The organism is Embleya sp. NPDC059213 (assembly GCF_042754445.1).
Taxonomy (GTDB): Bacteria; Actinomycetota; Actinomycetes; order Streptomycetales; family Streptomycetaceae; genus Embleya.
Window position 1 is genome coordinate 33,537 of sequence record NZ_JBHZAV010000054.1, and the last position, 22,068, is coordinate 55,604.

A 22,068-nucleotide genomic window follows, 5' to 3' on the forward strand; every position below is an offset into this window, starting at 1 on the left:
TCGATGAGGAGGAGTGTTATGAGCATCGACTCGACCAGTGTGGCGCAGGACTCGTCCGAGGTGACCGAGGAGGCGGCCGACGGGCGCCTTCGCGGCAGCCTTGGCGTTCCGCACCTGCTATTCACGCTGCTGGCCTACAACGGGCCGCTCATCGGCGCCGTCGCGTACCAGCCGATCGTCATCGGCTACGGGAACGGAGCCGGCGCCCCGATGGCCTTCATCCTCGGTGGCGCGGTTCTCATGCTCTTTGCGCTCGGATTCGTGGCGATGTCCAGCGGCGTCAAACAACCCGGCGGCTTCTATTCATTCGTCGCGGCCGGCCTCGGCCGGCGCGCGGGGATGGGAGCGGCATTCGTCGCCATTGCCGGATACTACGTGATCTCGGTATCCAACTTCTCGTTCTTCGGCCTATCGGTCAACGGCCTTTCCGACCGTTTCGGTTGGCCCCAGGAACCGTGGTGGTGGTACGCCATACCGCTCCTGCTGTTCTGTGGCGTGCTCGGGTACTTCCGGATCGACGTTTCAGCGAAAGTCCTTTCGATCCTGTTGGCGGCCGAGCTCGTGGTCGTCGGCGTCTACGACACCATGGTGGTCGTGAAGGGTGGCGCTCACGGGCTCAGTGCCAACTTCCTTCAACCTGACGTTGCCTTTTCCGGGTCGTTGGGCGTCGCGCTCCTGTTTGCCGCCATGATGTACGGCGGCTTCGAAGCAACCGTCGTATTCCGTCACGAGGTCAAGGATCCGGACCGCAGTATTCCGCGAGCCACCTACCTGTTCATTGTGGGCGTCGGAATCTTCTACGCGTTGACCACCTGGGTGACGGTCGAAGGTCTGGGGGAGAGCGGGGCCAAGGCCGCAGCGGCGGCGGACCCGAGCGGCTCGGTCCAGGACACCATGCACAGATTCGCCGGCCTCGCGACCGTCGACGCGACCTCGGTCCTCCTCAATACGAGCGTCGTAGCCGCATCCCTGGCCCTGTACAACGTGTTGTCCCGGTACGTGTTCCGACTGGCCGCGGAAGGAGTACTGCCCAAATCACTCGGAACGCCGCATCCGGTTCATCACTCGCCGCACCGCGCCTCCATCGCGACCGGTACGGCACTCATGGTGGGGGTAGTCGTCGCGGCACTGGTCGGTGTCGACGCGAACCAGTTCTACGCGCAGCTCGCCGGAATCTTCTCCTACGCTCTGTTCTTCCTCTTCGTGCTCACGAACATCGCCGTGCTGGTCTACCTGAACCGTCCTCCGATGGTTCAGAGGTTCAGCGTCTGGCGACGGCTGATCGCTCCGGTCCTCGCCCTGGTCGGGCTGAGCGTCGTCCTCTATCTGGGGCTGACGAATATCACCGTTCTCCTCCCGGTCGGCCAGACCGTCGGAAATGGTCTGATCGCCGGGCTGTACGCGTTGTTCGTCGCCGGATTCCTTTTTGCTCACGTGATCAAGAAGCGGCGTCCCGAGGTGTACGCACAACTCGGGGGAAGCTGACGGGTGAGGAAACCGTCGTACTGCGGCGCCGGGGGGACCCGGCGCCGCGGCACGACTTCGTCATCCGAGCCCGGCGCTTTGGTGACCCGCAGCCCAGGCGGGGTCGACGGATCGAGCGCTCGCGTTGGTGGTGAGCGCCGGCGCGCCCAGGAGACAGGCACCGCCCAGGCCACTATGGACCGAGTGCCGCAGGAACCGGGCGACGCGCCGCGGGTCACGGGTTCCCGTTGCCGCCCACGCATTCGCGAACAGGCGCACCTGGTCGTAGGCAGTGGTGGCGATGGGCCACACGGGCTCCTCGCCGAAGCGGCGCCGGTAGCGCTGGTGGAAGTCCTGGGCGAGCGGGTCGTCAGGGCATGCGGGATCGGTCGACCAGAGCACCCTCCCGGCGATGTCGTCGAGGCCGGGGCGGCTCGGCACCGACGCCGCGTGCAGATAGTAGACGTGGGGGTGCGAGTCACCGGCCCGCAGGACGCGCCGTAGCTCGACGCTGGTGCCGGTCACCAGGTGCGTGATCACGACCGCGCTCGGGTCCATCGCGTCGACGCGGGCGACGACCTCGCGCCAGTCCGGCGCGTGGGGCGGCACCTGGATCAGCTCGCCGAGTTCCCATCCCGCGTCGGCCGCGCATTCGAGGAAGGCCGTGGCCGTCGTGTGTGCACGCAGCGCCTCGGTTTCGATGAGGACGATCCGGCCCCCTCCGGGTGCCGGGTCCGAGCGCATCGCCAGGTTCGCGAAGAGGCTCGCCAAGCCACGGCCGTGGTGGTTCTCGGTCGGGTAGGCGCGAAGGACGTTCCACAAGTGCGCCGAGCCGGTGCCGACGGTGCGGTCCTCGGGAACACAAGGCGCCAGGTGCACGAACGGGCGCCCGTACGCGGCGACCTGCTCCAGGTCGAAAGGGTTGTCCGCGCTCAGGTTCGTCGCCATGAGCGCATCGACGCGCTGGTCGATCAGCGCCGCCATGCCAGTGCGCACCGACGCGGGGTCGAGGATGTCGACGTCGACGACCACATGCTCCACCGTGCGGCCCCCGATCCCGCCACGGGCGTTGATCTCCTCGACCGCGATTGCCGAGCCGCGGGCCACCTCGACTCCGTCGGCCGTGAGGAAGCCGTACGACGCGGCGATGGTGCCGATCCGGAAGGGGCGCCTGCCGGGGAAGGCCACGATCACCGACCTATCGGGTCCGCGATCCTGAGGCGCCGAGCGGCTGGACCGCTGCTCGACCTCGACCGGACCGATCGAGGTCAGGCCGGTGGCGCCGCCCGGGACGGGCAGCCGCAGCAGGCCCGCGTCCACGGCGAGAGCAGCCAGTCCGCCGCGCCGGCTCTGCCCCACCTTGAACAGGAGCCGCTCCACCTGGGTGGACACGGTGCGCGTGCTGGTGCCGAGGCGCTCTGCGATCTGGCCATTGGTGAGGCCGATCGCCAGCAGCGTCAGGATGTCGATCTCGCGCGCGGTCACGCCGCCGGGCAGCTCGGTGGGGGCCCAGGAGAGCACCGCCTCGTCGGGCTGCGGCTCCGGTCGCGCACGGCGCTCGATCCGCACGGCGAGCCACGAGTCACCGATACGCCAGAGGAAGCGCACGTCGTCGCGGCCAGTCCGCAGGAAGCCACGCGCGTAGCCGACGAGTTCGTCGGGTCCGCTCATGCGGGCGCCCGCAGGGCCCTCGTCGGCCGCCGAGACCACGAGCTCGCCCTCGACGACGGGCAGGCTCCCTGCTCCGATCGGCGGCACTGTGGCGACGGTCGGAACCTGCTTGCGTGCGATCTCCATGTTGCGCCTCGGGCCAGAGAGTTCGCGGTGTGGCCGCGTGCCGAATCTGTCGCATCAACACGCTAGGCAGCGGGCGAGAACAGGTCTTCAGACAAAGACCAGAAGCTTTGCGCGCCTGGTTTCTTGCCTTTGGCTGAAGATTCTCCGCACCTCGTCGGCCTACGTTGGAGGCCGTTGAGAGGGGGAGGGCGTGGATCGTCTTGTGGTGATTACCGGAGCGGCCGGCGGCATCGGATTGGCCACCGCTCACGCATTTACCGACCATGGATATCGCGTCGTCGGATGGGATCTGAAGGACCCGGGTGACGATGTTTTTACCAGTTTCCACGAGGTCGATGTCACCGACCAGGCGGCACTACGCGAGGCCGCTGCGCAGGTCCGCGAGAGCTTCGGCTCGGTGAGCACCCTGGTCGCGAATGCCGGAATCAATGTCGCCGGCGGGCTGCTCGACACATCGGAGGAGGACTACGACCGGCTCTTCGCCGTGAATGTCGATGGCATCACCAAGACCTGCCGCGTATTCCTCCCGACGATGATCGAGGACGGCGGCGGCACCGTCGTGGTCACCGCATCCGTCGGGGCATTCATCGGCTTCGGCTCGAATGTGGTCTACACGATGACCAAGTCGGCGCTGATGGGCCTCGTACGCGGCATCGCGATCGACTATGGCCGGAAGGGCATCCGGATCAACGCCGTGTGTCCCGGGCTGACCGCGACCGCGATGGGTCTGGAGACCCTCGGCGCCAAGCCGGAGCTGCGCACCACCTACGGCCTGTTGGGCCGTACCGGTCGACCGGCCGAGATCGCCGAGGCGATCCACTTCCTGGGCAGCGACGCATCCTCCTATGTCCATGGCACCTCGCTCGTGGTGGACGGAGGGCACAGTGCCCGCTGACGCAACCATCCGCGTGGCCGTTCTCGGCACCGGCTTCGGCCTCAGCCACCACGCACGGGCGTGGGGTGACGCTACAGGCGCTCGGGTCGTCGCCATCTGCTCGGCACGACCCGGTCGCGGCCAGGAGGTCGCCCGTTCCCTGCCCGGCGTTGCGGGATTCGACGACTGGCAGCGGATGCTGAACGAGGTACGTCCCGACGTGCTGGTGATCGCTTCACAGCCGGATGCGCACGCCGACCCGGCGATCGCCGCTCTGGACATGGGTATCCACGTGCTGTGTGAGAAGCCGCTGACCGGCGACCTCGAAGACGCGATCCGCGTCGAGAAGGCCGCACACGACGGCACCACGCTGTTCGCGATGGACTTCGAATTCCGCTTCTCCGAGATCAGGCAGGCCGTGCGTGACTCGATTGTCGGGGACAGCCTCGGCGCCCTGCGGAGCCTGGTCTGGACGGTGCGCTATCCGTCGTACGAGCGGCTTGCAACTCAGCCCCACGGGTGGCTCTGGGAGGAGTCGCACGGAGGGGGGATCGCCCGCGCCATCGGCTCGCACCTGCTCGACAGCGTCTTCTGGTTCGCGCCCTTCGCGTGGGCGACCGAGGGAATGCGCTGGTCAAGCATCGCCGAGCGGGCCGGCACGCCCAGTGCCGCCGACGATGCCTTCTCGATCAACGGCTGCGAGCCGGGCGGAGCAGGCTTCGTGGTCTCGCTGACGCCCACTCACGGTGCCTTCGCCAGCGAGCTCACGATCGTGGGAACCCAGGCCACTCTGGTGATGGACGAGGCTCGCGGAATCGCACGAATCCACCGGGGACCCGAGGACGCCGAGATCGTCTACGAGGGCCCTCCGAGCGGGCCGGGAACACCCGGTGACGACCTCCAGCCGCGCCTCGCGCGGTTGGTCGACCGGTTCTTGGGCGCGGTCCGGGGCCGGTCATTCGAAGACCTTCCCGGAATCGAGCACGGAATGAAGGTGCAAGAGGCGCTGGAGACCGTCACGTACACCCACGACAGAGACACTTCACCCCTGCCGGATGGCGCTGCAATGAAGTCGGAGATCAAGTGAGTACGGCGAAAATCGGTATCGACGTCGGCGGAACCTTCACGGACGTCGTGTTCCTCGACGAGGACGGAAACCTCAAGATCACGAAGGTCCCCTCGACGCCGAGCAATCCCTCGATCGGATTGTTGAACGGTATCGACCGCATCCTGGAACTGGCGGGCGCGTCGCTGAGCCAGGTCGAGTCCATCGTCCACGGGACCACGGTCGTGACGAACCTGCTGCTGGAGCGCAACGGCGCGCCCACGGCTCTCATCACGACACAGGGCTTTCGCGACGTCCTGGAGATCGGCCGCCAGAAGCGGCAGAAGCTGTACGACCTGTTCCAGGACAAGCCCCAAGTACTGGTGCCGGGCCGCTGGCGTTGGGAGGTGGCAGAGCGGATCTCGGCAGGCGGCGAGATCGTCACGTGCCTCGACGAGGAGGCGGTGTTGGCCCATGCCCGGCGTGCCGTGGAGGAGGGCATCGAGTCGATCGCGGTCGTCTTCCTGCACTCCTACGTGAACCCGGAACACGAGCGTCGAGCGGGCGAGCTGATCCGCTCGGTGAGCCCGGATCTGCACGTCTCCCTCTCGTGCGACGTGAACCCGGAGTTCCGTGAGTTCGAGCGGTCCAGCACGACCGTGGCGAACGCCTATGCGATGCCGCGGGTTGCTCGTTACATGACGGACGTGCGGGTCGGTCTCGCGGCGCGTGAGGACAACCCCGGCTTCATGGTGATGCAGTCCAACGGTGGCGTCACGCACCCTGAGATGGTCGCTGAGCGCCCGGTCAACAGCGCGCTGTCCGGCCCCAGCGGCGGCGTGATCGGCAGTGCCTTCGCGGCTGCTCTCGCGGGCATCTCGAATGTGATCACCATGGACATGGGCGGGACCTCCTGCGATGTCGCGGTGATCCTCGACGGCCGGCCGCGCATGACCACCGAAGGCGAGATCGACGGGCGCCCCCTGCGTACGCAGATGGTCGACATGCACACCGTCGGTGCCGGTGGCGGCTCGATCGGCTGGGTCGATTCCGGCGGCGCGCTGCGCGTCGGTCCGGCCAGCGCGGGCGCCGACCCCGGCCCGGCCTGCTATGGCCGCGGCGGCACCCAGGCCACGGTCACCGACGCCAACCTGGTGCTCGGCCGGATCGACCCGGCCACCTTCCTCGGCGGGCGCATGCGGCTCGACCTCGCCGCAGCCGGGGAGGCGATGGCCGCGCTGGCGGCCGAGGCCGGCCTGAGTGTGGAGGAGACCGCGGCCGGCATCGTCCGGATCGCCGAGTCGAACATGATGAACGCCGTGCGGCTGGTCTCGCTTCAGCGTGGCTACGACCCGCGCGACTTCGTCCTGACGGCTTTCGGTGGTGCGGGCCCGCTGCACGCGGCCGCGATGGCGCGCGAGCTGCGCGTCCCACGTGTCCTGGTGCCGCTGGGCTCCTCCGCACTCTCCGCGCTCGGCTGCCTGGTCGCCGACATCCGGCACGACTACACCTGCACCCGGCGGATCTCGGTCTCGGCCGCCGACCCGGTCGACATCATGCACGCCTTCAGCGATCTCGAATCCACCGGTCACGAGGACCTCGACCGCGAGGGCGTGCAGCGCGAGGAGCGCGACATGATCCGCCGCGCGGACATGCGCTACGAGGGCCAGGCCTACGAACTCACGGTGCCCTTCCCGGCCGGCGCGGTCGACGCCTCGTCGATCCAGGCCGCGGTCGCCGCGTTCCACGAGGAGCACGAGCGCACCTACGGTCACAGCGCCGAGGGCGAGCCCGTGGAGTTCGTGAACCTGCGGGTCACGGCCGTCGCCCCTGGTACGAGCCTGCGGCTCAACGAGGTCGCCGGCGGCAGCGAGCCGGACAGCCGGGCCTACCTCGGCTCTCGGCCGGTCGTCTTTCCCGACGGCACCAGCAAGGTCGACGTGTGGAAGCGCGAGTGCCTGCGCGGCGGCAATGCCATCGAGGGCCCCGCGCTCGTCGAGGCCGAGGACACCTCGATCCTGCTCCTCCCCGGAGACCGCCTGGTGGCCGACGGCTACGGAAATCTGATCATCGACATCAATGCGGAAGGAACCACCAGTGGCGACGCCTGACCTTGTGACGACCGAGGTCGTCCATGCCTCGCTCGTGTCCATCGCCGAGGAGATGATGGCGACGCTCCAGCGTTCGGCCTACTCCGTGGTGATCCGTGAAGCGGCCGACTGCTCGGCGGCGCTCTACGACGCCACCGGCCAACTGATCGCGCAGTCCGAATCGATCCCGGCCCACCTGGGGTTCGCGGGCGGTGCCCTGCGCGAGACCCTGCGCACCAAGTACCCGGTCGAGAGGCTGCAGCCCGGCGACGCGATCATCTTCAACGACCCGTACGCCGGCGGCAGTCACTTGCCCGACATCGCACTCTTCAGCCCGGTCTTCGTCGACGGCGTGGTGATCGCTTTCTCGGTGACCGTCGCCCACCACCTCGATGTCGGTGGCCGCGCGCCGGGTTCGATCGGCAACGATGTCACGGACATCTTCCAGGAAGGCGTGCGGCTCTCGCCGACGCTGTTCTACCGCGACGGTGAGATCAACGAGACCCTCGAAGACCTCCTGCGCACGAACACGCGTCAGCCCGAACGGCTGCTGGGTGACCTGCGTGCCCAGCTCGCGGCCAACAAGACCGGCGTTCGCCGCCTTGTGGAGCTGTGTGCCCGTCACGGTGCCGACTCCGTGCTCCAGGTGGCGCAGGACCGGCTCGACTACACGGAGCGCCGGCTGCGTAGCTGTATCGAGGAGATCCCGGACGGCCGCTACTTCGCCGAGGGCTTCCTCGACGAGGACGGCGTCGACCGAGACCGGAAGGTCTGGATCCGCTGCACCGTGATCGTCGAGGGCAGCGACATGGTCTACGACTTCGAGGGTTCGTCGCCGCAGACGCGTGGGCCGTTCAACGCGGTTCCGGCGGCGATCGGCGCGGCGGCCTATCTGATCACCAAGTGCGTCACCGACCCCGACATCCCGCAGAACGAAGGGGCCTTCCGGCCGGTCAAGATCAGGACCCCGAAGGGTTCGGTGGTGAACCCGGAGTTCCCGGCTCCTTGCGGCGCACGCCACTACACGGTGATGCGTACGGCCGACGTGCTGCTCTCGGCGATGGCGAAGGCGCTGCCGGGCCGCATCCCGGCACAGTCCAACGCGCACACGACGGCCGTGTCGATCTCGGGCGTCAACCCGCACACGTGCCACTACGGCGTGTACTTCGACCTGCTGGGCGGCCCCATGGGCGCGCGCCCGAACAAGGATGGCCTGGACGCTGTCGACGACTACGTCGGCAATGTGATGAACGTGCCGGTCGAGGCCGCGGAGCTGGAGTACCCGCTGGAGTTCGGTGAGTACGCGCTGCTGCCCGACTCCGGTGGCGCCGGTCGCTTCCGAGGCGGTCTCGCCTTTCGCCGTTCCTACCGCGTCACGGCACCCGACCAGACTCTGACCCTCCGCTCCGACGGAGAGGAGCACCGCCCGCAGGGCCTCTTCGGCGGCGGCAGTGGCACCCCGGGCCGCAAGGCGCTCACCCGCGGTGGCGAGCAGGCGCCGCTCTATCAGAAGATCACCGGCATGCTCTTGGAGGAGGGGGACGTGATCACGATCGACACCCCTGGTTCCGGCGGTTACGGCGACCCGTTGTCGCGACCCGCCGAGATGGTGCTGATGGACGTCGCCGACGGCCGGGTCACCATCCAAAGCGCCTGGGAGCTCTACGGTGTGCGTCTCGACCCCGAGGGCAAGCACATCGTCGAGTATTCCGAGCAGCGCCGGTCGGCCCGTCATGACTGAGTTCCGCGTGCTGTTCACCGATCGCAAGCATCCCGATCTCGACATCGAGCGCGAGGTGCTGAAGCGGATCGACGCGACCGTCATCGACGCGACCGACGAGGGCCCCGACTTCCTGGAACGCGAGCTCCGGATAGCCGACGCCGTCTGCAACCAGTACACAGTGCTGGACCGGGCGCGCGTCGAGCGGATGGAACAGGCCCGCGTCATCTCCCACTACGGCATCGGCGTGAACCGGATCGACGTCGACGCGGCCACCGGGCAGGACATCTGGGTGGCGAACGCCCCCGACTACTGCACCGAGGAAGTGGCCATGCACTCGCTCGCGCTGATCCTCAACCTCGAGCGCGGCATCGTCGAGTACGACCGGCTCTACCGAGGCGGCACGTGGACCTACGACCTCGGCCGTCCGCTCCACCGGATCAGCGGTCGAACCCTCGGCCTGCTCGGCCTGGGCCGGATCGCCCGCCGCCTGGCGCAGTATGCGGCCGCGCTCGGCTACCGGGTGCATGCCTACGACCCGATCCTGTCCGACGAGGACTTTGCCGGGACGGGCGTGCAGCGGTCCGCAAGCGTGATCGACCTGGTCGCCTCGGCCGACGTCATCTCGGTGCACACGCCGCTCACCGACGCGACTCGCAACATGATCGACGCCGAGGTGCTGGCCCACGCCAAGCCGGGGCTGCGTGTGGTGAACGCCGGCCGCGGTGCGGTCATCGACGAGGTCGCCCTGCGTGAGGCACTGGAGCAGGGCCGTGTCGTCGCGGCGCTCGACGTGATCGCGTCGGAGCCGCCGTCGATGGCGGATCCGATCTTCGCCGTGCCGGGAACGACCCTGACCCCCCACGCCGCCTTCTACTCCGAGGAGGCATACGAGGAGCTTCGCCGCACCGTGGCGGAGAACATCGTGAGCGTCTTCGAGACCGGGCAGCCGCTCCACTTCGTGAATACCGTCTCTGCAGCGCGAGGAATCCATGTATAACGCCCGAGTCCTGCTCTCCGACCTCGGCTATGCCAAGAGCGACGCCTATGACCTGCCGAGTAGCGAGAAGCGCTTCCCGGACGGCGCGCAATACCGCTTCGAACTGGCCAGCGTCGAGGGCCCCGCGGCCGTCGAGGTCGCGCTGGAGGAGTCGTCGCGTCGCGGGCTCGACGTCCACCGCCTGAGCCAGGGCTCGGGTATCCAGATGGCCACCGACGAGGAGTTCGAGCGGATGCTCGGCGCGACCCGCAGTGCGGGCGTCGAACTCTCGGCCTTCCCGGGCCCGCGTGGAACCTGGGGCGCGACGCCGACCCCGAACACCGTCGCCGGCTACAACCTCGCCCACCAGTCCGAGGGCATGGACCGGCTGCGACACCTGCTCGACGACGTCGCGCGCGGCCTCGGCCTCGGTGTGCGCGGCTTGACGATTGCCGACCGCGGCGCCATCCGAATCCTCCACGAGGCCCGCGTCCGCGGTATCGTCCCGGAGGCTCTGGTGATCAAGGCGTCGGCGCTGGCGGGTCTGGGGGCCAACCCGGTATCGGCCCAGGAGGCCGTGGACCTCGGCGTGGACTCGCTGAACGTGCCCTCGGCACTGACCCTGCCGCAGCTCGCCGCCATCCGTAAGCGGGTCGACATCCCGATCGACATCTACGTCGAGGCCCCGGACTCCTTCGGCGGCTTCGTGCGGACCTACGATGTCCCGGAGATCATCCGCGTCGCGGCCCCGGTGTACATCAAGATCGGCATCCGAAACAGCCCGGAGCTGTACCCGGCCGGCCGCCATCTGGAGCAGGAGACCATCCTGTTGGCCGAGGAGAAGGTGCACCGCATGCAGACCATCCGCGCGGTCATCGAACGGTTCTACCCCGAGGCGGTCGCTTCGGCGAGAGGCGCGAAGGGCCTCGGCATACCTGTGGCAGCGGTCTGAGTGAAGATCGACGGTGCACGATCGAGGGTTCCGCGAGCGGAGCCCTCGATCACCGGACGGAAGAGCACTGATGCGGCTAGGTGACCTGCTTTCCCACCGTGAGCTGGGGCTGGAGCAGCTCACCGGCGGGACCGAGTCTCGGCAACTGCCGATCCGGTGGGTGCATTACGGCGACTACCCGACCGCCGCGGAGTGGATCTCCGACGGCGAGGTGCTGCTGACGTCCGGCTATGCGGTCGGCGAACTGGACGCTGCCGCCGCCGAGGCGACCGTCGTGACCCTGGTCGCGGCCGGCTGCACCGCGCTGGGGTACGCCGTCGGGCCGGAGCACGCGAAGGTGCCGCAGGGGTTGCTGCACGCGGCGGAGACGCACGATCTGGCCATCTTCGTGGTGCCCTTCGAGGTGCCGCTGATCGCGCTGACCCGGTTCGTCTTCGACACTCTCTACCGGGAGAAGTACGCCTCGCTGCACCAGGCGATCACCATGAGCCGGCGGCTGCTCCCGGTCGTGACGAACGAGCGCGACCCCCGCGCGATCGTCTCGATCGTGGGCGCGGCGCTGGGTAGGGCGCGGATCGCCGCGTTCGACTACTACGGCACCCTGATCGGCTTCGCCGGCCTGCAGGAGGTCGACGCGCGCAACATGTGGAGCCATGCGCGCTCCGCGGGCATTCCGCGCGTGTCGATCACCTTCAAGTCGGACGGCGCCATGATCACGGTCGTCCCGATTCCGGGGACGCGGGAGGTGGTCGCCTACCTCATTGTCGCCACCGGCGAGCCGATGGACGAGCGGCAGACGCTGCTCGTCGAGCAGATGGTCACCGCGCTGAGCCTGACGGTCTCCAGCCTGGAGAGCGTGCGGGTGCGCCGCCGTGCCGATGCCGAGCAGCTCTTCCAGGAGGCGGCGGCCGGGCCGGTCGACATCGAGCTGATCAGGGACCGTTTCGAGGGCACCGCTCCCGCGGAGATCGACACCTATGTCGTGCTTGCCTGCCGGGCGGAGTCGCCGAGCGACGAGATCCGCGAGTCGCTGCTTGCGCGGGTCGAGGACAGCGTGGCTCGCGCCGGCGAGGCATTTCTCGCCACCTGGTACGAGGGCCAGGTGCTGGTGCTGGCGCTCAACCCGCAGGGCAACATCGGCGAGCGCGTGTGGGCGGACCTCAAGGCCATCGGGATCGCCACGGTGCTGGGCACCAGCCAGCTACGCACCGGGCTGGAGCATCTCCGCGAGGCCGTGTACCAAGCGCGTTCCTCCGCCGCCACCGGACGCGTCGGGGTCAACGAGCCCGGCGGTGCCGCGCTCGACCTGCTACTGCAGTACCTGGTCGACGCCGAGAGCGTCGACAGCTATCTCGACCGCGTGCTCGGCAATCTCATGGACGCGGACAAGAACCACGCATTGCTTCAGACCCTCCAGGTCTATCTCGACAACGGCAGCCGCCCGGGTCCGACGGCCGGCGAGCTGCACATCCACCGTCAGACCCTGGCGTATCGACTCGACCGGATACAACAGCTCACCGGTCGCAGCCTGAAAGACGGCACGGACCTGCTCGAGGTGCAGCTCGCGCTGCGCCTGCGGCAGTTCCGCCGCCGCGACGCATCATGACCGGGGATGACGTCCCTTCAAAACAGCCAAGGAGGACGACGATGACCACTGTCGTCACGGATTTGGCGCGCCTCGGCGCGAACGCCGCCCCAGAGGGCGGCACCTTCATCGACGGGAGCTACCGGCCGGCGCTTTCCGGCGAGGTTTTCACGCGGATCAGCCCGGTTGACGGAGCACCTCTGACCGCGGTCGCCGCCTGCGCCACCGAGGACGTCGACCTCGCGGTCGCGGCGGCCCGGCGAGCCTTCGAGGACGGCCGCTGGTCGCTGGCGGCGCCGCGTGAGCGCAAGGCGGTGATGATGCGCTTCGCGGCCCTGATTCGTGAGCAGCGCTCGGAGCTGGCACTGATCATGACCGCCGACTCCGGCAAGCCGATTTCCGCCGCGCTCGGCGAGGTCGACGACGCCGCCGGCGTGCTGGAGTTCTACGCGGAGGCGATCGACAAGCTGGCCGGCGAGGTGATGCCGACCCCACAGAGCGAGCTCGCGCTCGTTACGCGGGAGCCGCTCGGTGTCGTCGGCGCGGTGGTGCCGTGGAACTTCCCGCTGGGTATGCCGATCTGGAAGATCGCGCCGGCGCTCGCAACGGGCAACTCCGTGATCGTGAAGCCCGCCGAGCAGGCGCCGCTCGTCGTGTGCGCACTCGCCCGTCTGGCCGGCGAGGCCGGGCTTCCCGACGGAGTGTTCAATGTGGTCACGGGATTCGGCGAGACCGCCGGTGCCGCGTTGGGCCTGCACATGGACGTGGACAAGATCTCGTTCACCGGCTCCACCGAGGTCGGCAAGATGTTTCTCGGCTACTCCGCCCGCTCGAATATGAAGATGGTCTCGCTGGAGTGTGGCGGCAAGTCGGCCAATGTCGTGCTTGCCGACGCCCCCGACCTCGACCGGGCTGCGGCGGAAGCCGCGCAGGGCGCGTTCTTCAACCAGGGCGAGGTCTGCAGCGCCGGCACGCGGCTCGTGGTCGAGGCGTCGATCGCCGAGGAGTTCACCGCCCGCGTGGTCGAGGCGACGCAGGAATGGCAGCCCGGCGATCCCTTCGATCCGGCGACCCGGATGGGTGCGCTGATCGACGCCGGCCATCTCGACCGGGTGGCGAGCCATATCCGCATCGGCCGGGAGGAAGGTGCGCGGGTGGTCGCGGGCGGCGAGCGGGCGCGGGTCGAGACCGGCGGTTCGTATCTCCAGCCCACCGTGCTGGCAGGTGTCGACAACGAGATGCGGGTCGCGCGCGAGGAGATCTTCGGGCCGGTGCTGTCGGTCCTCGCCGTCGATGACGCCGACGAGGCGGTGCGGGTGGCGAACGACTCGATCTACGGCCTCGCCGCCGCCGTCTGGACGCGCGATGTCAGCCGGGCCCACCGGATCGCGCGCCGTCTGCGCGCCGGTACGGTCTGGGTGAACTGCTACAACCGCGGGGATGTGAACGTGCCCTTCGGCGGCTTCAAGCAGTCCGGCTTCGGGCGCGACAAGTCGCTGCACGCGATCGAGCAGTACACACAGCTCAAGACCTCGTGGTTCAACCTCGATGGCTGAGCGGATGGCGCGGCCGACTGTGCGCGAGGCAGCCGCGGCCGCAGCCGAGGCCTTCTGGTCCTATCGGGAGAGTTCGCCCACGGAGCGCTCGGCTTTCCTCGCCTCCGTCGCCGACGAGATCGAGCGCGATCGTGACGCGATCATCGCGGCGGCCGTCGAGGAGAGCCGGCTGCCCGAAGCGCGCATCACCGGCGAGCTTGGGCGCACGACCGGGCAACTCCGGATGTTCGCCGAGGTCGTCCGCCGCGGTGCCCACCTCGGCGTCCGTATCGACCCCGGCCGGCCCGACCGCGCGCCGCTGCCTCGCGCCGACATCCGCCGGCGGCTGACAGCGGTCGGCCCGGTCGCGATTTTCGGTGCGAGCAACTTCCCGCTCGCCTTCTCCACAGCCGGGGGTGACACCGCCTCGGCGCTGGCCGCAGGTTGCCCGGTCGTGGTCAAGGGACATCCGGCGCATCCACGTGCGGGCGAGCTGGTGGCCGCCGCAGTCTCCCGTGCGGTCGCGGCCCACGACCTGCACCAGGGTGTCTTCTCCTTCCTTGCTTCCTCCGACACTGCTGCCGGCATCGAACTCGGGCAGGAACTGGTGCGCGATCCGCGGATCAAGGCGGTCGGCTTCACCGGCTCGCGCAGCGGAGGAATCGCGTTGCTGGCGGCGGCCGCCGCCCGCCCGGAGCCGATCCCGGTGTATGCGGAGATGTCGTCGGTCAACCCGGTGATCGTCCTGCCCGGCGCGCTTGCCGACGACCCGGCCGCGCTCGCCGGGGCGTACGTCGGGTCACTCACCCTCGGCTCAGGCCAGTTCTGCACGAATCCCGGCCTGCTTTTCCTTCCCGAAGGTGCTGCCGGTGACGCCTTCATGGCGGCTGCGGGTTCGGCCGTCGCCGCGGTCACCGGCCAAACCATGCTGACCTCGGGCATCGTCTCGTCGTATATGTCCGGCACCTCGCGGCTGCGCCGGACGCCTGGCGTGCGGGTTGTCGCCGCCGGCTCCGCCGGTGCACTGGATGCTCCCGCCCCGCATCTGTTCGAAGCGTCCGGCGAGGTCTTCGACCGCCCGGGCTCGCCGCTACGTGACGAGGTCTTCGGCGCTGCCGGCGTGATCGTCCGTTACCGCTCGATCGACGAGCTCCTGCCACGCCTCGACCGGCTTGACGGCCAGCTCACCGCGACCGTCCACGCGACCGACGCGGACCACGATGCCGCCCGCCGCCTGCTACCCCTGCTGGAGACCAAGGCCGGCCGGATCCTCTTCAACGGTTGGCCGACCGGCGTCGAAGTCGGCCACGCGATGGTTCACGGCGGACCCTTCCCCGCGACCAGCGACCCTCGCTCGACCTCGGTCGGCAGCCTCGCGATCGAACGCTTCCAGCGCCCGGTCTGCTACCAGGACGTCCCCGACGCCCTGCTGCCTCAGCCGACCCGGCGGGCCAACCCATGGTCGCTGCCGCGCTGCGTCGACGGTGTACCGACAATGCCATAGGAGGGCTTGTCAAGTTGCTTATGTAGCAGGTGGGTCGGGGTGTGCCGGTGGTGCGGGTGCTCTCTGGTGGGTACGGGCCGCGGTCGGCCGGACGCCGACATCGTCGTGCCACCGTTGCCGATGTGTTCGCGGACGAGACCGCGCTGTCGCTGCGGCCTCCCGTCTGCGCGACGTGGGCTCCGCGGGGGCGCACTCCGGTTCTGCGGGTGCGGACGGGGAAACGCCCGAAGACCTCGCCGGTCGGCCGGTGCTGCCACCCGCCGGACGGATCGTTTCGGGCTCGGTCACCGACCGGATCCCGATCCGGCAACCACCGGACATACACCGGACGTTCGACCACCCGATCGTTTCGGCGTGGGACAACCTCGGCAGCCATCGCAGCCGCCGGATGCGCGCCTTCGCCGACCGGGTCGACCGGCCGACCGCGGTCCTCCCGCCGCCCTACGCTCCCGACCTCGACCCGGTCGAGGGCCCGGGTTCCCGCATGACCTGCGGGCCGCTCTCAAGGACGGCTCGTTCCGGCCCTCCCGGCACGGGCGGTGACGACCCGGCGGAGCAAACGCGACTTCGCTACCACCGCCGGCGCGGCCGGGCCGACCGAGGCCGGGCGCGGGCCGGGCGCGGGCCGGGCACCTCGTGCTCGTGCCCGGCCCGTGCCACGTCGCAGGAGCGCTCACGCGGACGAGCCGCGTTCGGTCACAGTTCCGCGAGCGCGGCGATCTTGGTGTCCTCGCGGGTGAACGCGATCTCGTCGACCGGGTTGCCCCGGGTCGCCGCGGTGTGGGACACCAGGGCTTGGAGCACGCACACCTCGACGAGGGCACGCTGGGGTCCGGTCAGACCCGTCGGGACGGTGACCGGCACCGCTCTCCGGGGGACTGCACCGGTGCCGTCGGTGACCGTCAGTACCGCCGTCGGCTTCTCCAGGAGTTGGCGCGCCAAGGCGAGTTCGCGGGCGCCGCCGATCACCAGATGGGCGGTGTCGGCGCCGGCCGAGTCCATCGGGCCGTGCAGGTACGACCGGGTCCCGTACGCCGTCGCCGGCACCAACGGGCCCTCCCGGAGCAGCAGCGCCACCGCCTCCGCCGTGGTCTGCTGCGCCGCGGAGGCGACCACGTCGACCGATCCCGAGGCCAACGCGCCGGCCGCGAAGTCGGCGAGCACCGCGTCGTTGGTCGACACCGCCTCCTCGATCAGGTCGGGCAACCGCCGCCAGTTGTCGTCGATCCGGCCTGTCGCCGCCTCGTCCGCGAGCATGCCCAGCGCCGCGTACGTGACCACGAAACCCACCGTGGACACCCGGCTGTCGGGGAACCCGCCGAGGGTCAGCGCCGTACCCGCCGCCTCGCGCAGCGGACCGGTCTCGGCGTTGGTCACCGCCAACGTGTCCACGCCCGCCGCACGGAAACGGGTCACCAGGTCCGCCGTCTCCCGGCTGCGCCCGCTCTGTGACAACGCGAGCACCAGATCCACGTCGCCGATCGCGACGGGGTGGTCCGAACAGTCCGACCGGGCCACGTCCAGACCGGCCGCGCGCAGCGCGTACAGCGGGGAGGCCAACGCCGCGTGGCTGGCGCCGATGCCCGCGAGCAACACCCGCGGCCGACCCGCCGGCCACAGGTGTGTCCGGCCCGGCATCGCGGCCACCACCTCGCGCAGCGCCGCGACTTCGGCCCGTCGTCCCTCCTCGTACCCGTATCCGTACGTCAAGACCGCGCTCACGCGCCCGCCTCCGTTCCGGACGGCGTGCCCGACTTCGACCGGGGGCGCCAGGCGCGTCGCGCGACCGCCGGCACGTAGTCGCCGAGGTCCACCGGGAACCGCACCACGGTCTGCGTTTCCGCCGCGTAGTAGGCGGCCATCAGCAACTCGGTCACCTCGACCCCGCTGTCCAGGGATTCGAGCGGTTGCTCGCCGCGGGCGAACATCCCGGAGATGTGGGTGTTCTCCGCCGTGTAGCCGTACGCGGCGGGCTCGTCGGCGATCACCGGCATCAGGCCCTGCTCGGCGTTCTGCTTCTCCACCATGTCCTCGCCGCTCGCCTGTTCCAGGTTCCGCGAGAAGAACACGGTGGCGTCGCCGCTCAACGAGTTCGCGCTCATCGAGTACTCGGGGCCCAATAGTTCGAAGGACAACCGCATGCCCGCGCCCACGTAGCCCCAGGAGGTCATGGCCTCGACGACGACCGGCTCGTCGTCGCCGTTGACGAACGTGTACGTGGCGTTGGCGTAGTCCTCCGACGGCGTGCTGCGATAGTCCTGCACGCCGGGGAACTCCCGCTCCAGGCGCGCCGCGTACCGTTCCCGCCCCCAGCGCAGCGAGGCGATCGTCGCGGTCACCGACACCGGTCGCAACCACTGCGACGGCGCCGTGCCCGGCGGGGTGAGCAGGAAGCGGCCGGCCTCCAGCGAGTGGCACATCAGGTCGTTGAGCACGCCGCCGCCCTGGGCCTCGCCGTCCCAGAACCACGCCGAGTGCGGACCGGAGTGCTCCTCGGTGCAGCGGGCCAGGTACGGCGTGCCCGAGTGTCGCGCGCCGCGGGTCCACATCAGCTCGCGGGCCCGGGTCAGGCGTGGCGCGTACACCTGGTTTTCCAGGTACGCGTGCGGGATTCCCGCCTCGCGTACCAGGTCGGCGACCTGTCGCGCCTCGGCGATGTTGCGGCCCAGCGGCTTCTCGACCGCGATGCCGCGCAGGCGGGCGCGGCCGGAGGTGACCTCGTCGCAGATGGCCCGCACGACCTCGACGCGGGTGTGGTTGGGGGTGAGCACCCAGACCGCGTCCACCCGTTCGTCGCGGACGAGGGCGGCGATGTCGTCGTAGGCGGTGACGTCCACGCCGACCCGCAGGTCCTCGGCGTAGGCGGCGAGTTCGCGGGCCCGGTCCAGGGTGCGGGACTGGGTGGCCACGATGTCGCTGCCGCGGATCGCCTGCCAGGAGCGTACGTGGAAGTGGGCGATGAAGCCGGAACCGATGATGCCGATCCCGAGCGGTCGCGCGTGTTTGCCGTTCACGTCGTGTGTGCCGTTCAAGAGGTGTCCTTGCCTGTTCGGGCGTGCGGGTGTGTCCGGGGGAGTGGGTGTGGGCGTGGGTGTGGACCGTGTGGGGTCCTCAGCCCTTGACGCCGGTGAGGGTGATGCCCTGCACGAAGGTGCGTTGGGCGAAGAAGAAGACGACGACCACGGGGAGGGTGGCCAGCGTGGTGACCGCCATGATCACGCCCCAGTCCGTGCTGTGGGAGCCGTGGAAGGAGGCGAGACCGTAGGCGATGGGCCAGTTGTCGGGGTTCTCCGAGGTGTAGAGCAGCGGCCCGTAGTAGTCGTTCCAGCACTGGAAGAACATGAAGATCGAGGCCGCGGCGATGCCGGGTTTGGCCATCGGCACCATGATCCGCAGGAGGATGCCCCACTCGCCGTTGCCGTCCATCCGGGCCGCGTCGATGTACTCCTTGGGGATGGAGAGGAAGAACTGGCGCAGCAGGAAGATGGAGAACGCGCTGCCGAACAGGTGCGGCAGGATCAGCGGCCAGAACGTGCCGACGACCCGGAAGTGTGCCCACACCGCGTACAACGGCACCTGGGTCACCTGCGGCGGCAACAACATCGCGACGATCACCACGAAGAACGCGACGCCGGAGAAGCGGAACCTGACCTTGGCCAGCACATAGGCCACCGGCACCGAGGAGACGAGCATCAGCAGCGTCGAAGTGCCCGCGTACAGCAGGGAGTTGGCGAACCAACGACCCAGCGGCGCGGTGTCGAACGCCTTCGTGTAGTTGGACCATTCGAACGGGTTCGGCCACAACGCGCCGGTGAGGGTCTGGTGCCCGCCCATGAAGGAGGTGAGCACCACGAACACCACGGGCACGAGGAAGACGAAGGCCAGGGCCAGCAGCAGCGCGTGCTCGGCTATGTAGGAGAGCGCTCTCTTGGTGGGCACGACCGCTCACGCTCCCTTCTGTTGGAACATGCCGGCTCGGCGGAGCAGGACCGCGATGACGGCTGCCGCCACCACGAACAGCACGACCGCCATGGCCGCCGCGTAGCCGAGTTGGAAACTGTTGAAGCCCTGGACGTACATCCACTGGGTGTAGGTGAGCAGGGAGTCGTTGGGGTAGCCGAGGAGGCGGTCGGGACCCGCGTCGATGCCGGTCTTGCCGTTGGCGACGCTGGAGGCGACGGCGGCCTCGGTGAAGTACTGCAGGGCCGCGATCACTCCGGTGACGGCGGAGAACAGCAGGACGGGGGAGATGTTCGGCAGGGTGATGAACCGGAACTTCTGCCGGGCGCTCGCGCCGTCCAGTTCCGCCGCCTCGTACTGGTCCTTGGGCACGTCGAGCAGTGCGGCCAGGAAGATGACCATGACGTCGCCCATCATCCAGACGCCGAGCAGGAGCAGCGAGGGCTTGGACAACGACGGGTCGTTGAACCACAACGGCCCGTCGATCCCGAACTTGCGCAACAGCGTGTTGATCGGTCCGGTCCCGGGGTTGAACAGGAACACGAAGCCGACGACCGAGGCCACCGGCGGGACGAGCGCCGGCAGGTAGAAGAGGGTGCGCCAGAATCCGGCGGCCCGCTTGCGTCGGGTCAGCAGCAGCGCGATGCCCAGCGAGGACGCCATCCGTACGGGCACCAGGATCACCACGAACCACAGGGTGTTGCGGGCGGCGCCGCCCACGCGGGGGTCCTGGGTGAACAGGTAGTCGTAGTTGCGCAGGCCGATCCACTTCGGCGAGCCCACCAGGTCGTAGTTGGTGAACGAGTAGTAGACGTTGGCGCACAGCGGATACAGGAAGAACGCCACCAGGCCGATCAGGGGCAGGATCACCATGGATCCGATGGACAACCGCGACCGCAGTGTGCGGCGCCGGCCGGCCCGCTTCGCCTCGGGGGTCTTCGGGGTGTGGTGGGCCGCGGCTCGGGCGCGCGGGACGGTGGAGATCGGGTTCGCGTCGGACGTGGTCACTTCGCCCGCCGCAGGCCGAGTGCGTTGTCGATGTCGGTGTCGACCTTTTCCAGTAGACGTCTCAGATTTCCACCGGAGCCTTGTTGGTAGTCGGTCCAGAAGTCGTCCATGGTGGCGGTGAGGGTGGAGCCGATCTCGGTGACCGGGCTGGTGTTGCCGGCCGGGTGGGCGGACGCCTCGATGAAGGTCCGGTACTGCGGTGACGCCTGGAGGGCGGGTGAGGCGACGGCGCTTTTGAGGGTGGGGATGTTCTTGAGGCCGTTGGCGAGCTTGACCGCGGCGTCGGTGTCCGTGGTCATGTACTTCACCAGCGCCCAGGCCGCCTCCTTGTTGCCGGAGCGTTTGGCCACGCCGATGTCCGCGGCGGAGACGAATCCGCCGCCGTACTCCTGTCCGCTGCCGGCGAGGACGGGGAAGGGGGCGGTGCCGTACTCGAGGTGGGGGGCCTGTTCCTCGATGAACGCGACACGCCACTCGCCGTCCAGGGTCATCGCGACGCGCCCGTTCTGGAAGGGGTTGTTCGCCGACCACTCGTCACCGAGGCCGGCGGTGAAGGTCTTGAGCTTGTCGTAGCCGATCTTGCGGACGAAGTCGTTTTGCCAGGCGATGAGTTCGGCCCATTGTCGGGAGTCGGCGACGGCGGAGTCGCCGTCCTTGGTCCAGGTCACCCCGGCGGTGCCGCCGAAGGTGGCGGAGGTGTTCTGTTGGAAGCCGATCAGCGGGTTGAAGCCGAGGGTCCCGATCGACCCGTCGCTCTTGTAGGTGGTGAGTTTCAGCGCCATGTCCTCCAGTTCGCGGAGGGTGCGCGGCGGGGTGGTGTAGCCGGCCTCGGCCAGCAGTCGTGTGTTGTAGTACAGGCCGTAGACGTCGGATGTGGTCGGCAGCGAACAGCGGCGCCCTCCGAACGCGGTGGCCTGGGCGAAGATGCCCTGGAAGGCGTCGTCGGGGACACCGTCCCGGCGCATGTAGGGCGCGAGGTCCGACATGGTCTTGCAGGCGGTGCCGAGCGTGGCGTTGACGTTGGTGAGCATCACGTCGACGTCGCCGCCGGAGGAGACCACCTGGGTGATCTTGGTGTCCTGCTGTCCGGCGTGCACCCGGACCCTGACGTCGGGGTGGCGTTTCTCGAAGTCGTCGACGATCGACGCGAGGACCTTGGCCTCGCGGCCGTTGTAGTGGTGCCACAGTTGGATGGTGCCGGACAGGTGGGTCGGCGCCTCGGCGGCGACCGGACCGTCCTCGGCGACGGCGCAACCGGAGAGGGCGAGTGCGGCGCCGGCCGCGAGCGCGATGAGCAGTGCGCCGGCCCGGCGCAGGGGCCGCGGGGGTGGGATGGGATTCGCCGATGTCATCGCGAAGCCTTCCTGTGGGAGAGCACGACGTGTCGTGGTGCGGGTCCTCCGTGGGGATGCCGATCCCGCGGCCCGGCGACGGCGGGCATGCCCGAGGCGTCGGCGGGGCGGGGACGGCCGGTGGCGGGTGACGCGACCGTGGGGTGCGGTCGACGGCGTGGCGTCGGCCGTGATGGTGATGTGCGCGGTCGACGATGTGGGGT

16 protein-coding genes are annotated in these 22,068 nt (G+C 69.2%); 10 read left to right on the top strand and 6 right to left on the bottom strand.

Features of this window, described 5'->3' with window-relative positions:
* Nucleotides 1–18 precede the first annotated feature (18 nt).
* Nucleotides 19–1,485: an APC family permease gene (locus ACFXMF_RS21225; protein ID WP_379990227.1), complete on the top strand. Its 1,467-nt coding sequence runs from the start codon at nt 19–21 to the stop codon at nt 1,483–1,485.
* A gap of 60 nt (nt 1,486–1,545) precedes the next feature.
* On the opposite strand, the gene ACFXMF_RS21230 is transcribed toward ACFXMF_RS21225, so the two are convergent.
* Nucleotides 1,546–3,261, bottom strand: coding sequence for an ABC transporter substrate-binding protein (locus ACFXMF_RS21230; protein ID WP_380017762.1), 1,716 nt, complete (start codon nt 3,259–3,261; stop codon nt 1,546–1,548).
* Between the two features lie 190 nt (nt 3,262–3,451).
* Between ACFXMF_RS21230 and ACFXMF_RS21235 the strand changes: the two genes are divergently transcribed.
* From ACFXMF_RS21235 to ACFXMF_RS21275, 9 genes are all read left to right on the top strand, one after another.
* Nucleotides 3,452–4,156 carry an SDR family NAD(P)-dependent oxidoreductase gene (locus ACFXMF_RS21235; protein ID WP_379990225.1) on the top strand — a complete coding sequence of 235 codons (705 nt, stop codon included), beginning with the start codon at nt 3,452–3,454 and terminating at the stop codon, nt 4,154–4,156.
* Nucleotides 4,146–5,222 carry a Gfo/Idh/MocA family protein gene (locus tag ACFXMF_RS21240; RefSeq protein WP_379990224.1) on the top strand — a complete coding sequence of 359 codons (1,077 nt, stop codon included), beginning with the start codon at nt 4,146–4,148 and terminating at the stop codon, nt 5,220–5,222. The genes ACFXMF_RS21235 and ACFXMF_RS21240 overlap by 11 nt, the downstream gene beginning before the upstream one ends.
* Nucleotides 5,219–7,291, top strand: a complete 2,073-nt coding sequence (locus ACFXMF_RS21245; RefSeq protein WP_379990223.1) for a hydantoinase/oxoprolinase family protein — start codon at nt 5,219–5,221, stop codon at nt 7,289–7,291. Before ACFXMF_RS21240 ends, ACFXMF_RS21245 begins: the two co-directional genes overlap by 4 nt.
* Entirely contained in the window at nt 7,278–9,011 is a 1,734-nt protein-coding gene (locus ACFXMF_RS21250; protein WP_379990222.1) for a hydantoinase B/oxoprolinase family protein, read from the top strand. The genes ACFXMF_RS21245 and ACFXMF_RS21250 overlap by 14 nt, the downstream gene beginning before the upstream one ends.
* Complete coding sequence (locus ACFXMF_RS21255) at nt 9,004–9,990, top strand: C-terminal binding protein (RefSeq protein ID WP_379990221.1); 987 nt, start codon at nt 9,004–9,006, stop codon at nt 9,988–9,990. The genes ACFXMF_RS21250 and ACFXMF_RS21255 overlap by 8 nt, the downstream gene beginning before the upstream one ends.
* Nucleotides 9,983–10,921 carry a hypothetical protein gene (locus tag ACFXMF_RS21260; RefSeq protein WP_379990220.1) on the top strand — a complete coding sequence of 313 codons (939 nt, stop codon included), beginning with the start codon at nt 9,983–9,985 and terminating at the stop codon, nt 10,919–10,921. Before ACFXMF_RS21255 ends, ACFXMF_RS21260 begins: the two co-directional genes overlap by 8 nt.
* Before the next feature lie 70 nt (nt 10,922–10,991).
* Nucleotides 10,992–12,527 carry a PucR family transcriptional regulator gene (locus ACFXMF_RS21265; protein WP_379990219.1) on the top strand — a complete coding sequence of 512 codons (1,536 nt, stop codon included), beginning with the start codon at nt 10,992–10,994 and terminating at the stop codon, nt 12,525–12,527.
* Between the two features lie 41 nt (nt 12,528–12,568).
* On the top strand, nt 12,569–14,062 hold the full coding sequence (locus ACFXMF_RS21270; protein ID WP_379990218.1) for an aldehyde dehydrogenase: 1,494 nt from the start codon (nt 12,569–12,571) through the stop codon (nt 14,060–14,062).
* Nucleotides 14,055–15,545: an aldehyde dehydrogenase (NADP(+)) gene (locus ACFXMF_RS21275; RefSeq protein WP_380017763.1), complete on the top strand. Its 1,491-nt coding sequence runs from the start codon at nt 14,055–14,057 to the stop codon at nt 15,543–15,545. Before ACFXMF_RS21270 ends, ACFXMF_RS21275 begins: the two co-directional genes overlap by 8 nt.
* Nucleotides 15,546–16,241: 696 nt before the next feature.
* On the opposite strand, the gene ACFXMF_RS21280 is transcribed toward ACFXMF_RS21275, so the two are convergent.
* The 5 genes from ACFXMF_RS21280 to ACFXMF_RS21300 all read right to left on the bottom strand — a co-directional run bounded on the left by ACFXMF_RS21280 (nt 16,242) and on the right by ACFXMF_RS21300 (nt 21,865).
* Nucleotides 16,242–17,267: an SIS domain-containing protein gene (locus ACFXMF_RS21280; RefSeq protein WP_379990740.1), complete on the bottom strand. Its 1,026-nt coding sequence runs from the start codon at nt 17,265–17,267 to the stop codon at nt 16,242–16,244.
* Nucleotides 17,264–18,577, bottom strand: a complete 1,314-nt coding sequence (locus tag ACFXMF_RS21285; RefSeq protein WP_379990741.1) for a Gfo/Idh/MocA family protein — start codon at nt 18,575–18,577, stop codon at nt 17,264–17,266. Before ACFXMF_RS21285 ends, ACFXMF_RS21280 begins: the two co-directional genes overlap by 4 nt.
* A gap of 79 nt (nt 18,578–18,656) precedes the next feature.
* Nucleotides 18,657–19,484 (bottom strand): carbohydrate ABC transporter permease, encoded by an 828-nt coding sequence (locus ACFXMF_RS21290; protein WP_379990742.1) that lies wholly within the window; start codon nt 19,482–19,484, stop codon nt 18,657–18,659.
* A gap of 6 nt (nt 19,485–19,490) precedes the next feature.
* A complete protein-coding gene (locus tag ACFXMF_RS21295; RefSeq protein ID WP_379990753.1) occupies nt 19,491–20,378 on the bottom strand; it encodes a carbohydrate ABC transporter permease in 888 nt (295 codons plus the stop codon).
* 131 nt (nt 20,379–20,509) lie between these two features.
* A complete protein-coding gene (locus ACFXMF_RS21300) occupies nt 20,510–21,865 on the bottom strand; it encodes an extracellular solute-binding protein (RefSeq protein ID WP_379990743.1) in 1,356 nt (451 codons plus the stop codon).
* Between the last annotated feature and the right edge of the window lie 203 nt (nt 21,866–22,068).